Source organism: Cupriavidus campinensis, from assembly GCF_905397395.1.
In the GTDB taxonomy this organism is placed as follows: domain Bacteria; phylum Pseudomonadota; class Gammaproteobacteria; order Burkholderiales; family Burkholderiaceae; genus Cupriavidus; species Cupriavidus campinensis.
Map to the genome: position 1 here is coordinate 83,655 of NZ_CAJPVH010000011.1, position 12,912 is coordinate 96,566.

12 protein-coding genes are annotated in these 12,912 nt (G+C 65.0%); 1 reads left to right on the forward strand and 11 read right to left on the reverse strand.

Annotation, left to right across the window (positions count from 1 at the left end):
- Nucleotides 1-226 precede the first annotated feature (226 nt).
- Entirely contained in the window at nt 227-1,162 is a 936-nt protein-coding gene (gene ppsR / locus KHO18_RS09615; protein WP_144195085.1) for a posphoenolpyruvate synthetase regulatory kinase/phosphorylase PpsR, read from the forward strand.
- 51 nt (nt 1,163-1,213) lie between these two features.
- On the opposite strand, the gene KHO18_RS09620 is transcribed toward ppsR, so the two are convergent.
- The 11 genes from KHO18_RS09620 to KHO18_RS09670 form a co-directional block, all read right to left on the reverse strand.
- Nucleotides 1,214-1,996, reverse strand: a complete 783-nt coding sequence (locus tag KHO18_RS09620) for a TrmH family RNA methyltransferase (protein WP_144195083.1) — start codon at nt 1,994-1,996, stop codon at nt 1,214-1,216.
- A gap of 9 nt (nt 1,997-2,005) precedes the next feature.
- The gene (gene rnhB / locus KHO18_RS09625; RefSeq protein WP_377731456.1) at nt 2,006-2,629 is read right to left on the reverse strand and encodes a ribonuclease HII; all 624 of its coding nucleotides are present in this window, start codon (nt 2,627-2,629) and stop codon (nt 2,006-2,008) included.
- Between the two features lie 38 nt (nt 2,630-2,667).
- Nucleotides 2,668-3,873: a lipid-A-disaccharide synthase gene (gene lpxB / locus KHO18_RS09630; protein WP_377731483.1), complete on the reverse strand. Its 1,206-nt coding sequence runs from the start codon at nt 3,871-3,873 to the stop codon at nt 2,668-2,670.
- 15 nt (nt 3,874-3,888) lie between these two features.
- Entirely contained in the window at nt 3,889-4,692 is an 804-nt protein-coding gene (lpxA, locus tag KHO18_RS09635; RefSeq protein ID WP_144195077.1) for an acyl-ACP--UDP-N-acetylglucosamine O-acyltransferase, read from the reverse strand.
- Between the two features lie 85 nt (nt 4,693-4,777).
- Entirely contained in the window at nt 4,778-5,230 is a 453-nt protein-coding gene (fabZ, locus tag KHO18_RS09640; protein ID WP_092133949.1) for a 3-hydroxyacyl-ACP dehydratase FabZ, read from the reverse strand.
- A complete protein-coding gene (lpxD, locus tag KHO18_RS09645) occupies nt 5,227-6,333 on the reverse strand; it encodes a UDP-3-O-(3-hydroxymyristoyl)glucosamine N-acyltransferase (protein ID WP_144195074.1) in 1,107 nt (368 codons plus the stop codon). The genes fabZ and lpxD overlap by 4 nt, the downstream gene beginning before the upstream one ends.
- A gap of 49 nt (nt 6,334-6,382) precedes the next feature.
- Nucleotides 6,383-6,910, reverse strand: a complete 528-nt coding sequence (locus KHO18_RS09650) for an OmpH/Skp family outer membrane protein (protein WP_144195072.1) — start codon at nt 6,908-6,910, stop codon at nt 6,383-6,385.
- 21 nt (nt 6,911-6,931) lie between these two features.
- Nucleotides 6,932-9,271, reverse strand: a complete 2,340-nt coding sequence (gene bamA / locus KHO18_RS09655) for an outer membrane protein assembly factor BamA (protein ID WP_377731455.1) — start codon at nt 9,269-9,271, stop codon at nt 6,932-6,934.
- Nucleotides 9,272-9,415: 144 nt separating this feature from the next.
- Nucleotides 9,416-10,819, reverse strand: coding sequence for an RIP metalloprotease RseP (gene rseP / locus KHO18_RS09660; RefSeq protein ID WP_144195068.1), 1,404 nt, complete (start codon nt 10,817-10,819; stop codon nt 9,416-9,418).
- Nucleotides 10,820-10,873: 54 nt separating this feature from the next.
- Nucleotides 10,874-12,052 carry a 1-deoxy-D-xylulose-5-phosphate reductoisomerase gene (gene ispC, locus KHO18_RS09665; RefSeq protein WP_144195066.1) on the reverse strand — a complete coding sequence of 393 codons (1,179 nt, stop codon included), beginning with the start codon at nt 12,050-12,052 and terminating at the stop codon, nt 10,874-10,876.
- A 30-nt stretch (nt 12,053-12,082) separates the two neighbouring features.
- Nucleotides 12,083-12,904: a phosphatidate cytidylyltransferase gene (locus tag KHO18_RS09670; RefSeq protein WP_144195064.1), complete on the reverse strand. Its 822-nt coding sequence runs from the start codon at nt 12,902-12,904 to the stop codon at nt 12,083-12,085.
- Nucleotides 12,905-12,912: the final 8 nt, after the last annotated feature.

Consider the following 12,912-nt stretch of genomic DNA (forward strand, 5'->3'; position numbering starts at 1 on the left):
AGAAATCGGTGTCACCGACCGGTATGTTGTTGGGGTTCTGTTCCCGGCGGATCGCTTGGCTAAACCATTCCTAAGTGCATGCGGATGCTGCGGCGCACATTGTCGACAATTGTGCCGCGAATCGTTACTGCACCGGCGCGAGCGGAATTGCTTAGCGAAAAGATCGCCGCTATTCTACCGTGCCGCACCGCACTTTCGCGTGGCTGCCTCAAATAATTGACCAGACATGTCCCTTCCCGAAGCGCCTGATGCGCCCCAACAGGCGCCTGCGCCCGGCCCGGCGGCAAGCCCTGCCGCCTCTCCCGCCGCCGCGTCCCCGGCCACCGCCAGCGCTGGCGATCGCCCTGCCGTCCGTACGGTTTTTATCGTGTCGGACGGCACCGGCATCACGGCCGAGACCTTCAGCCACTCCATTCTGGCCCAGTTCGAAATGCGCTTCCGCAAGGTGCGGATGCCGTTCGTGGACACGCCGGAGAAGGCTCACGTGGCCGTCGGCAAGATCAACGAGGCGTTCTACAACGAGGGCGTGCCGCCCATCGTGTTCACCACGCTGGTCAATGCCGAGGCCAACAAGGCCATCCGGCGCGCCAAGGCCATGATCCTGGACATGTTTCAGACCTTCATCGAGCCACTGGAGAAGGAGCTGGGACTCAAGTCCACGCACGCAATCGGCCGCTTCCACCAGAATGCGGACACCGAGGCGTACAAGAACCGGATCGAGGCAATTAACTTCTCCCTGGCGCACGACGACGGCCAGTCGCACAAGAACCTGGAAGAGGCAGACGTGATCCTGGTGGGCGTGTCGCGCAGCGGCAAGACCCCGACGAGCCTGTATCTGGCGATGCAATACGGACTGAAGGCCGCCAACTATCCGCTGATCCCGGACGATTTCGAACGCGGCCGCCTGCCGTCGGCACTCTACGCGTTCAAGCCGAAGATTTTCGGGCTCTCGATTGATCCGCAGCGTCTCACCGAGATCCGCAACGAGCGGCGACCGGGCAGCAAGTACGCGGCGCTGGAAAACTGCCGCTACGAGGTCAACGAGGCCGAGGCCATGATGCGCCGCGAAGGCATCAAGTGGCTCAGTTCCACGCACAAGTCGATCGAGGAGATCGCCACGACGATCCTCCAGGAAATCAAGATAGACCGCGACAACTACTGAGATTTTGAGAATCGTCCCGTAGCGCTGGAGGCCGAACTCCTGGTGTCAGCGCTACGCCGCGCGGCGCTGCCTGACCGCTTCAAACAGGCAGACAGCAGTCGCCGCCGCCACGTTGAGTGACTCAAGGCCGCCCGGCTGCGGAATGCCGACGGTTCGCGAGACGCGCGCCATCCATTCCGGACTGACGCCTGCGCCTTCGTTGCCGACGACCCAGCCCACCGGCTGACGCAGATCGGTGTCAAACACGGCTGCGTCGGCGTGCGATGACGTCGCCAGCAGTGGCACGGCCAGCCGGCTTTCGAGCATCCCGAGCGTGCAATGCTCGACGATGTTGAGGTGGAAGTTCGCGCCCATGCCCGCGCGCAGGGTCTTGACCGACCACGCAAACGCGCAGCCCGTGGTCAGGAAGGCATGCGGAATGCCTGCCGCGGCAGCGCTGCGCAGGATCGAGCCGACATTTCCGGCATCCTGCACCCCGTCCAGGATCACGCAATCCGTGTCGATCGTGGACGGCAGGTGCCCGCCGGGGGTGTCGATCACCAACATCAGATCGATGCCGTTCACGACACTGGTGATCTGCGCGAACAGCGCATCCGCAAGGAGGACGACACGGTCCGGATCGATGCCCTCGAGCAGCGGACGGACTTCGGCATGATCGTAGTGCCGCTCTGACACGACACAGCTGACCGGCTGCCCCCGCGCGGCCACATACGCCTGCGCGAGGTGCACGCCATCGAGCACGGACTGCCCCGCCTTGCGGCGCGCGTGCGTGGACCCCGTGAGGGCCTTTAGGTGCTTGAACAGCGCATTGTCGCGCGAAGTGACGTGCTTCAAGGATGTGTCTCAGAATGGCAGCGCGTCGCGCTCCAGCACCCGCCGCACTGGCGCGAACGAGCTGCGGTGATGCGGTGTCGCGCCGAACTGCTCAAGCGCGGCCAGATGCTGCGGCGTGGGATAGCCCACGTGGGCATCGAAGCCATACTGGGGATATTCCAGGTGCAGCGCATGAAGCTCGCGGTCGCGGGCCACCTTGGCAAGGATCGACGCAGCGGAAATGGCCCGCACTTTGGCGTCGCCCTTCACGATTGCCTCGACCGGATACGGCACCTGCGGACAGCGGTTGCCATCGACCTGCACCAGATCGGGCATGATGCCGCTGGCCGTCAGGCCCGCCACCGCGCGTTGCATCGCCAGCATGGAGGCGTGCAGGATGTTGAGCGAGTCGATCTCCTCGACCGAGGCCGAAGCGATGTGCCAGCCGATCGCGCGTTCGCAGATGCGCTCGAACAGCACCTCGCGCTTTTCTGCGGTCAGGATCTTCGAGTCGGCGAGGCCCCGGATCTGCCGCTCAGGGTTCAGGATCACCGCGGCGGCATAGACCGGCCCGGCCAGCGGGCCGCGCCCGGCCTCATCCACGCCGCAAAGACGGCGTACGACAGCGACGGTTTGGGTCAGCTCGAGTCCCATCTGCGGCGACGGACCTTTTCCGGCTTTCTGACTGGCCATCAGCGCACACCCCGTTCGTGCATGAGATCCACCACCACGCCGGCGGCGAGGTTGGCGGTGTCGCGCTTCAGCGTCTCATGCATGGTCGTGAAATGCTCCCGCAAGAAGGCAATATTGCTCTCGTCGTTCAGTTGCAGCAGCGTCTCGCGCGCCAGTGCCTCGGGCGTGGCGTCGTCCTGGAGCAGTTCTGGCACCACGAACCGTCCTGACAGAATATTAGGCAAGCCCACATAAGGCAGGTAGCCCTGCCGCTTCATGATCTGCGCGGTGAGCCAGGGCACCTTGTACGAGATGACCATCGGCTTTTTGTAGAGTGCCGCCTCGAGTGTGGCCGTGCCGCTGGCCAGCAGAACCACGTCGGCGGCTTCCATGGCCAGGTGCGACTGCCCGTCCACCACCGTCAAGTCGATCTCAGGGTAGCGCTCGTGCAGCCCGCGGATGATCTCGTGCAGCGGCGCGCTGGCCGCCGGCAGAACAAACGCCAGGTTGCCGTCCATGCGATGCATGCGTGCCATGGCCGCAAAGAACGTCGCGCCGAGGTTGCGCACCTCGGACTGCCGACTGCCCGGCAGCACCGCGACGATGCGCTTGCCCTCGGGCAAGCCGAGCTTTTCCCGTGCGCCCTGGACGTCAGGCACCATCGGGATCACATCGGCCAGCGGATGACCGACGTAGGTCGCCGGTATGCCGGCCTTGGCGTAGATCCCGGGCTCGAACGGGAACAGGCAGAGGATGTGGTCCACCGCGCGCGCGATGGTGCGGATGCGCCCGCCGCGCCACGCCCAGATCGACGGGCTGACGAAATGCACGACCGGAATGCCCGAGCGACGCAGGGGTACTTCCAATCCAAAATTGAAGTCGGGAGCATCCACGCCGATGAAACACAGCGGCGGATTGGCCAGCAGCTTGTCGCGAATCGCCCGGCGCGTCGCCAGTATTTCCCGCAGCGAACCGAGCACCTCCACATAGCCATTGACGGAAAGCGTCTCCATCGGCCAGTGGGAGACAAAGCCCTGCGCCATCATGCGGCGGCCGCCGATACCCGCGAAGTCCACGGACTCACCCAGCCGCGCATGCAGCCCTTCAAGCAGAAGCGAAGCCAGCAGATCGCCGGAAGCCTCCCCGGCGACCATGGCAATCGTGCCACGCTTGTTGACATTCCCCCGAGCGACGGTAGGCGGATCGGCCTGCACTGCGGCGTGGATCATGTGCGGCGCGGCTTAGCGGACGATGCCGCGCTGCGTCGCGGCCAGGAATTCCACGAAGGCGCGCAGCGGCGCGCCGGTGGCTACATCGGTCTGGCCCAGGAGGGCCGAGATCTCGTTGCGCGCCTCGTCGAAACCCAGGTCTGACTTGTAGAGCAGCTTGTAGGCCTGGCGCAGTGCGGCAATCTGGCCGGCATCAAAGCCCCGGCGACGCAGGCCTTCCACATTGATACCGTGCGGGGTGGCCTTGTTGCCGTTCTTGTCGCTCGCGGCGATCACGAACGGCGGCACGTCCTGGACCAACGCCGAAGCGCCGCCCAGCATCGCATGCGCGCCGATGCGCACAAACTGGTGCACGCCGCTCATGCCGCCGAGAATGGCCCAGTCGCCCACTTCCACGTGGCCTGCGATCTGCGCGTTACTCGAGAACACCGTGTTGTTGCCCACGCGGCAGTCGTGCGCGATGTGCACGTAGGCCATGATCCAGTTGTCGTTGCCAAGGCTGGTCACGCCCTGGTCCTGCACCGTGCCGGTGTGGATGGTCGTGAACTCGCGGATCGTGTTGCGGTCGCCAATCTCGAGCCGGGTGGGCTCGTTGGCGTACTTCATGTCCTGCGGCGTGCCACCCACCGAGGCGTAGGGCCCGATGCGGTTGCCTTCCCCAATGGTGGTATGGCCTTCGACGGTGGTATGCGAGCCGATCCGGGTGCCGCTGCCAATCCGCACGTTGGGACCGATAATGGAAAACGGACCGACGGTCACGTCGGCGGCAAGCTCTGCCTTCGGGTCGACCAGTGCGCTGGGATGGATTTGCGTCATACGTCCTGTCCTGTGGTCTGAATTCGGTTGAGTCCCGCGCGTTGCCACGCGGGACGGGGCCCATGTGTGGGCGCGGCGGCGCCGATCAGCCTTCGGCCTGTTTGACCGTGCACATCAGTTCCGCTTCGCAAGCGACTTCGCCGTCCACGGTGGCGCTGGCCTTGAACTTCCAGATGCCACGGATATAGCGCTCGACGGTCACGTTCAGGTGCAGTTGGTCGCCGGGGTAGACCACGCGCTTGAAGCGCGCGCCATCAATACCCACGAAGTAATACAGCGCGCCTTCCTTGCGCTCCATGTCGGCGCCGAAGGTCAGCAGGCCGGCCGACTGCGCCAGCGCCTCGAGGATCATCACGCCCGGCATCACGGGTTGATCGGGAAAGTGCCCCATGAAGTACGGCTCGTTGATCGTGACGTTCTTCAGGGTCTTGATCCGCTTCTGCGGCTCGAACTCCAGCACGCGATCGACGAGCAGGATCGGGTACCGATGCGGCAGCAGCTTCAGGATCTTGCGGATGTCGATGTCGGATGCGGTCATGATGATTTCTCTTCGTCTTGTGTGGTATTGGACCCGGCGGACTGGCCGCGCAGGCGGCGTTCCAGCGTGACCACGCGCTCGCGCAGCTTGGACAATCCGCGCACGATGGCCGCATTGCGCTCCCACTCGCCATGCGTCGTGAACGGAAACACGCTGGTGTAATGCCCCCCGGGTTTCGTAATCGATTTGGTAATCGAGGTGCCGCCGGACACCGTCGTCCGGTCGGCGATATTCAAATGGCCCGCGAAATTGGCCGATCCGCCAATCACGCAGAAGCGGCCGATGCGGGTGCTGCCGGCCACCGCCGCGCAGCCCGCTATCACGGTATGAGCGCCCACCCGCACGTTGTGCGCAATCTGGACCTGGTTGTCGAGCTTGCAGCCGTCCTCGATGACCGTATCGGCCATCGCGCCGCGGTCGATGGCCGTATTAGCGCCCACTTCCACATCATTGCCCAGCACGGCGCGGCCAACCTGCGGAATCTTCACGTATTCCACCCCGGCCGGGCCGATGTCCGGCGCGAAACCAAAGCCATCCGCCCCCACCACCACGCCGCTATGCAGGATGTTGCGCACACCCACCACGCAACGATGATAGACGGAAACGTTCGCGTAAATGAGCGTATCGTCGCCGATCTCCGCCCCTGCGCCGATAAAGGCATTCGCCAGGACCCGTACCCGCTCGCCCAGCCGCGCGCCAGCCTCGATCACCACGTTGGGCCCGATGAAGCAGGACGCCGGCACCACGGCATCCGCCGCCACGCTCGCGCGCGGGTCGATACCAGTGCGCGGATCAGCATTCGCCTCACGGTCGAAGCGCTGCGCCACGCGGGCGAAGCAGACATACGGATTGCGCGCGACCAGCCAGTTGCGACCGCCAGCCTGGCCATCGGCGCGAATACGCTCGAGGTCCGCCGGCGACACGATGACGGCGCTGGCCTTGGAAGCCAGCGCCTGCGGCAGGTACAGTGGATTGGACAGGAAAGACAGGTCGCCGGGGCCGGCCTGGTCGAGCGGCGCCAGGCCGCGCACGGCGAGGTCGGGATCACCCACAACCTGCGCGCCGTTCTCGGTGGCGAGCTGACCCAGTGTGGGTGTCTGCATGGCGGTACTTCCTTGAAGAACGAGACAGCGACGAACGAGCGCGCGCCGCTTACTTGCTGCCGGCGTTGAGCGCCTTCATCACGTCATCGGTAATGTCGATGCGTGGATTGACGTACACCGCTTCCTGCACGATCAAGTCGTACTTGCGCTGCTCGGCCAGTTGGCGGATCACACGGTTCGCGCGCTCAAGCACCTGAGCAAGTTCCTCGTTACGGCGCTGGTTCAGGTCTTCGCGGAATTCACGTTGCTTGCGCTGAAACTCACGGTCGAGGTCAGCCACTTCACGCTGGCGGCGCTGGCGGTCGGAATCGGCCAGCACGGCCGTGTCCTTGTCGAGCTTGTCGGCCATGCCCTTGATCTTCTGGGCCATGTCCTGCAGTTCGCGGTCACGCTTCGAGAATTCCTGCTCGAGCTTGACCTGTGCGGCCTTGGCCGGCTGCGAGTCTCGCAGGATGCGCTCCGAGTTGACCGCGGCAATGCGTGCCTCCTGAGCCATCGCCGGGGCGGCTACGCACAGGGCCGCTGCGGCCAGCGCGGCGGCGCTCAGGGATTTCATCAGTGGTGTATGGAGTTTCATGAAACAAATCCTTTTTGGGGATCAGAACGCGGTACCGATCTGGAACTGGAATCGCTGTACGCGATCCGTATCGTCCTTCTTCAGCGGGAAGCCCATGCTGACCTTCAGCGGGCCGATCGGCGACAGCCACGACATGCCGAAGCCGGTCGAGTACTTGAGATCGCTGAACGTAATCGGTGCACCTTCCTGGTACACGTTACCAAAGTCGAAGAACGTGAACAGGCGCAGCGTGCGGTCCACGCCCGAGCCCGGCAGCGGGAACACGAATTCCACGTTACCGATCAGCTTGGACGCACCGCCCACTGGGTTGCCGTTCTGGTCCTTCGGACCAAGCGTGCTGGTCTGGTAGCCGCGCACCGAGCCGATACCACCGGCGTAGAAGTACTTGAACACCGGGAACGGCGTGTCGCCGTAGCCGTGGCCGTACGCCACTTCGCCGTTGAAGGCCAGCGTGAATGCCTTGGACAGCGGGTAGAAGTACTGCTGCTGGAAGCTGGCACGATAGTACTGCGTATCGCCGCCCGGCACGCCCACTTCGAGGTTGGCCTGCGTGTACGGACCCTTGGTCGGGATCAGCGCGCTGTCGCGACGGTCACGGGCCCAGCCGATCGTGAACGGGAAGTTGTTGATGGGGTCGCCACTGCTCTTGCCGATCTTGTTCAGCCACGCGGTGTACTGGCTCGGCGTGTTGACCGAGGTATGCACCTCGGTACGCTCGTAACCGATACCGAAGAACACCGTGTCGTTCTCGGAGAACGGCACGCCGAACTTGAAGCCGCCGCCGGCCGAGACGATCTTGTAGTCCTGGTCGCCGGTGTAGTACAGCGGGCGGGACGTACGGTAGTAGATGTCCGTGGAACGGCTGATACCGTCCACCGTGAAGTACGGGTCGTACTGCGTCAGCGAGATGGTCCGGAACGACTTGGCCGTGTTCACGTCTAGCCCCAGGCTGGTACCGGAGCCGAACACGTTGTCCTGGCGCAAGCCGGCCTGCAGCACGAGCTTGTCAGTCGACGAGAAACCCAGGCCCAGGCTGATCTGGCCGGTCGGCTTCTCGGTCACGTTCACGTTGACATCCACCTGGTCGGGCGCGCCGGCCACGTCCTCGGTGGTGATGTTCGTGTCCGTGAAGTAGCCGGTACGGTTGATACGGGCCTGCGACTGCGTGAGCTTCTCGCTGTCGAACCACGAGCTTTCCATCTGACGCATTTCACGGCGCACCACTTCGTCGCGGGTCTTGCTGTTACCCACCACATTCACGCGGCGCACATACACACGACGGCCTGGATCGACCATCAGCGTCAGTGCCACTTCGCGCGTTTCCTGATTGACCTGGGGCTGCGGATTGATCGTCGTGAATGCGTAGCCGTAGGTGCCCAGCAGGTCCGTGATGGACTTGGTGCTGGCCGTCAGCTTTTCGGACGAGAAGATGTCGCCCTTCTTCAGCTGCAGCAGCTTTTCCATCTCGGCCTGCTTGCCGAGCAGTTCGCCGGCCAGGCGGATGTCGGATACCTTGTACTGATCGCCTTCCTTGATGTTCAGCGTCAGGAAGATGTCCTTCTTGTCCGGCGTGATCGAGACCTGGGTGGACTCGATCTGGAACTCCAGATAGCCGCGGTTCAGATAATACGAGCGCAGTGCTTCCAGGTCGGCCGTGAGCTTCTGCTTCGAGTACAGGTCATTCTTGGTGTACCAGGAAAGCCAGTTCGGCGTGGAGAGCTGCATCTCGTCGCGCAGCGTGCCTTCCTTGAACGCCTTGTTGCCGACGATATTGATCTGGCGGATCTTGGCAACCGGGCCTTCTTCCACGTTGAACACCACGGACACGCGATTACGGTCCACCGGGGTCACCGTGGTCTGCACGTCGGCTGCGTAGTAGCCGCGCGCCACGTACTGGCGCTTCAGCTCCTGCTCGGCCTTGTCGATCAGTGCTTTGTCGTAGTAACGCGCTTCGGCCACACCCACTGCGCGCAGCGAGCGGCGCAGCGTGTCCTTGTCGAATTCCTTGATGCCGACGAACTCGAGCTGCGAGATGGCTGGGCGCTCCTCCACCTGGACCACGAGCACGCCTTCCTCGGCGCGGATCTGCACGTCCTTGAAGAAACCGGTATTGTAGAGTGCACGAATCGCATCGGCGCCCTTGTCATCGGTGAAGGTCTCCCCGACGCGAACAGGCAGATAGCCGAACACAGTGCCCGGCTCCACGCGCTGCAGGCCTTCCACGCGGATGTCCCTGACCACAAAGGGGTCGGCGGCCCAGCCCGCCGGGCTCCAGGCCGCGATAATGGCACTCGTCAGCACGCCCAGCGAGATGCGCTTATGTCTGATCAACGTGAATCCCCTATTCCTCTTCGATTTCATGCAGGGTATTGGCTCCGATGCCGTCCCGACGCCGTCCATGATGACGCCTGGCTTTGCTGACAAGGCCGCCCCCTCCCGACGGGTTCGACGACACCGCCGGAACGCGACCTTCTCCGGCCAACGGCCGCTTTCGGCTACGCGGATCTAGCCGCGCGCAAGAAACAGTCGGCTGACGTCATTGAACAAAGCGAGTGAGGTCAGGAGCAAGATGCACGCGATGCCGACCTTCTGCAGCATCGCCTGCCAGTGATCTGGTACGGGCCTGCCAGTCAAAAATTCCACGCAATAATACAGCAAATGCCCCCCATCCAGAACCGGAATGGGTAACAAATTGAGCACACCGAGGCTGACACTGACGAGCGCCAGGAAGCTGATAAACGGCTGCCAACCCATGTTCGCGGCACGGCCGGCGTAGTCCGCCACGGTGAGCGGGCCGCTCAGATTCTGCAATGACGCCTGCCCCACCAGCATCTTGCCGAGCAGTTTCAGGGACAGCGTGCTGGTACTCCAGACCTGGTCGGCGGCCCGCACCACGGCCTGCCACGGCGCGTAGCGGACAATCTCGGTCTGCACCGCCTGGTTCAGCGCGGCGCCCAGCTTGCCCGTAGGGGCCGCCGCCGCCCCGCTGGCGTCCTTGGCGCCATCCGCGGCAGGGGCCGCGTCCAGCTTGACCGGCACGTCCAGCCGCTGCCCGTTGCGCTCGACCCCCAGCGTGACCTGCTCGCCCGGCCGTGCCCGTACGGCGCGGATCAGCTCGCTCGCCTGCGTCAGGGGCTGGCCCTGCCAGGCCACCACGCGGTCGCCGGCCTTCAGTCCGGCGCGCTGCGCCGCCGAATCCGGCACGATTTCCGTAATCGTGACCGGACCACCCTTCAGGTACAGGCCGAGCGTGGCCAGCGGGTCCTGCTCGGGATTGCCGCCGGTATTGGGCAGGCGGGGCAGCCGGATGTCGCGCTCGGCCCCATCGGTGCCGCGCACGCGCAGCACGGCGCTGGCGTCGCCAAAACCTTCGGCGAACACGGCCATGCGGAGGTCGTTCCAGGACTGGACCGGCTCGGTGCGGTCGTTGGCGGTCAGCGACAGCACGCGGTCGCCGTCCCGCACACCGGCCTGGGCGGCCACGGTGCCGGCCGCCGGGGTTGCCACCACGGGTACCGGCTCGCGCATGCCACCGGCGAACAGCACTATATATAGAAGGATGGCCAGCGCGAAATTGGCCACCGGCCCGGCTGCCACGATCACGAAACGCTTGCCCACGGACTGCCGGTTGAACGCGCGCGGCAGGTCTTCCGGGGGGATGGGCGGATCGGTCTCGGGGTCGCGCTCGCGCTCGTCGAGCATCTTGACGTAGCCGCCCAGGGGGATCGCGGCGAGCGTCCACTCGGTGCGGTCAGGCCCCTTGCTGGTCCAGCGCGCCAACGACCGGCCAAAGCCGATCGAGAATCGCAATACCTTGACCCCGCACGCACGGGCGGCCAGGTAGTGCCCCATCTCGTGCACGAAAATCAGGATGCACAGGGCGACGACGAACGCAATTACGGTCTGCATGACAAATCACCCTCTCCAGAGCTGGCCGCGCCGAGGCGCGACGGCGCTACCCACTTAGCGGCTGGCCAGCCGCGTCAGCAATGCCTGCGCGGCACGGCGTGCGGCGGCATCGGCCTCCAGCACGCCCTCGAGCGTCGCGACCGAACCAGACTGCGGCTGTGCGAGCACGTCGGCCACCACGCGGGCAATATCGGTAAATCGGATCGCCCCATCGAGGAAAGCCTCCACGGCCACCTCGTTCGCGGCGTTCAGCGCGGCCGGGGCTACCCCGCCCGCGCGCAATGCATCAAAGGCTAGCCCGAGGCAGGGGAAGCGATCCAGGTCAGGAATCTCAAAATGCAGGCCGCCGGCGACGGTCAGGTCGAGAGGGCTCACCCCGGAGTCGATCCGCTCCGGGTACGCCATGCCATAGGCAATGGGCGTGCGCATGTCGGGGTTGCCAAGCTGGGCGAGCACCGAGCCGTCGGCGTACGCCACCATCGAATGGACGATGCTTTGCGGGTGGATCAGCACCTCGATCTTCTCCGCCGGGGCGCCGAACAGCCAATGGGCCTCGATCACCTCGAGCCCCTTGTTCATCATCGTGGCCGAATCCACCGAGATCTTGCGGCCCATCACCCATTTGGGGTGGGCGCAGGCCTGGTCCGGCGTGATGTCGTGCAGGGTGGACGGATCACGCGTCCGGAACGGGCCGCCCGATGCGGTCAGCAGCACCTTGGACACGCCCGCGCCGTAGCGCGGGTCGCTGGTCGGCAGGCACTGGAAGATCGCGTTGTGCTCACTGTCGATGGGCAGCAGCGTGGCGCCGTGCTCGCGCACCGCGTCCATGAAGATGGCGCCCGACATGACCAGCGATTCCTTGTTGGCCAGCAGCACGCGCTTGCCCGCCCGAGCGGCGGCGAGCGAAGAACGGAGCCCGGCCGCGCCGACGATGGCGGCCATCACGGCATCGGTGCCGTCGTCGGCGGCGATGGATTCCAGCGCGGCTTCGCCATAGCTGACTTCGGTCTTCACGCCGCCGCCGCGCAGCAGCGTCTCGAGCTGGCGTGCCGCGTCCGCGGAGCCCACCACGGCGTGCGCCGGGCGGAACTCCACGCAGGCCGCCGCCAGCTTATCCACTTGGCGGTGGGCGCTCAACGCATGCACGCTGTAGCGGTCCGGATGCCGACGCACTACGTCGAGTGTGCTTTCGCCGATGGAGCCCGTGGCGCCCAGGATGGTAATGCGTTGCATAGGAACCAGATAACCAAATTCAGATTGTGATCACATCCAGGCCAGCAGCAGCGCCGCCAGCGGGAATACCGGAATGAGCGCGTCGATGCGATCCAGCACGCCACCGTGCCCGGGCAGCAGCCGGCTGCTGTCCTTCTTGCCGATCTGACGCTTGAGCAGTGACTCGAACAGGTCACCGATAACGCTGGCCGCCACGAGCAGCGTGGAAAGGCCGATCATCAGCCCCACCCCGCCCTGGTCGGCGATGCGTGAAAACCAGGTCGGCGCGAAGACATGGGTGGTGCCGAGCACCACGGCCACGATCATCACCAGCAACCAGCCGCCAATCGCACCCTCCCAGGACTTGCCCGGGCTGATGGTGGGCGCCAGCTTGCGCTTGCCGATGGCCTTGCCGACGAAATACGCGCCGATATCGGCCGCCCAGACCAGCACCGCGGCCGACAGCAGCACCGCGATGCCTTCGGCCCGCAGCACCATCACGGCGTGACCGAACGCCGGCAGCATGATCAGCCCCAGGATGGCACCCAGCACCGTGAAGCCCGGCGTAGCCTTGCGCACCCCGCGTGCCAGCAGCACCAGCGCCACGCCCCAGGCCACCAGCGCGGCGGCCAGCAGGTAATGGATGGCGCGGCGTTCGGGCGCGTCATGGAAGTAAATCAGCACGAGCAGGCAGGCCACCGCGTAGACGTAGGGCCAGAAGCGGCGCAGTCCGATCAGCCGCCCGAACTCCCAGCCGGCCAGCAGCACGATCACGGCGATCAGCCCCGCCAGCCACATTACTGGCGCCAGGAACAGGATCGGCAGGATCAACAGCAACAGGCACAAGGCGGTGATGACGCGGGTGATGAGCATGCGCTGCG

What these genes read in the sequence shown, in the direction of transcription:
- ppsR (WP_144195085.1), top strand. Translation starts at nt 227, where the DNA reads ATGTCCCTTCCCGAAGCGCCTGATGCGCCCCAACAGGCGCCTGCGCCC.
- rnhB (WP_377731456.1), bottom strand. Translation starts at nt 2,629, where the DNA reads ATGGGACTCGAGCTGACCCAAACCGTCGCTGTCGTACGCCGTCTTTGC.
- lpxA (WP_144195077.1), bottom strand. Translation starts at nt 4,692, where the DNA reads ATGACGCAAATCCATCCCAGCGCACTGGTCGACCCGAAGGCAGAGCTT.
- fabZ (WP_092133949.1), bottom strand. Translation starts at nt 5,230, where the DNA reads ATGACCGCATCCGACATCGACATCCGCAAGATCCTGAAGCTGCTGCCG.
- lpxD (WP_144195074.1), bottom strand. Translation starts at nt 6,333, where the DNA reads ATGCAGACACCCACACTGGGTCAGCTCGCCACCGAGAACGGCGCGCAG.
- KHO18_RS09650 (WP_144195072.1), bottom strand. Translation starts at nt 6,910, where the DNA reads ATGAAACTCCATACACCACTGATGAAATCCCTGAGCGCCGCCGCGCTG.
- bamA (WP_377731455.1), bottom strand. Translation starts at nt 9,271, where the DNA reads ATGAAATCGAAGAGGAATAGGGGATTCACGTTGATCAGACATAAGCGC.
- rseP (WP_144195068.1), bottom strand. Translation starts at nt 10,819, where the DNA reads ATGCAGACCGTAATTGCGTTCGTCGTCGCCCTGTGCATCCTGATTTTC.
- ispC (WP_144195066.1), bottom strand. Translation starts at nt 12,052, where the DNA reads ATGCAACGCATTACCATCCTGGGCGCCACGGGCTCCATCGGCGAAAGC.
- KHO18_RS09670 (WP_144195064.1), bottom strand. Translation starts at nt 12,904, where the DNA reads ATGCTCATCACCCGCGTCATCACCGCCTTGTGCCTGTTGCTGTTGATC.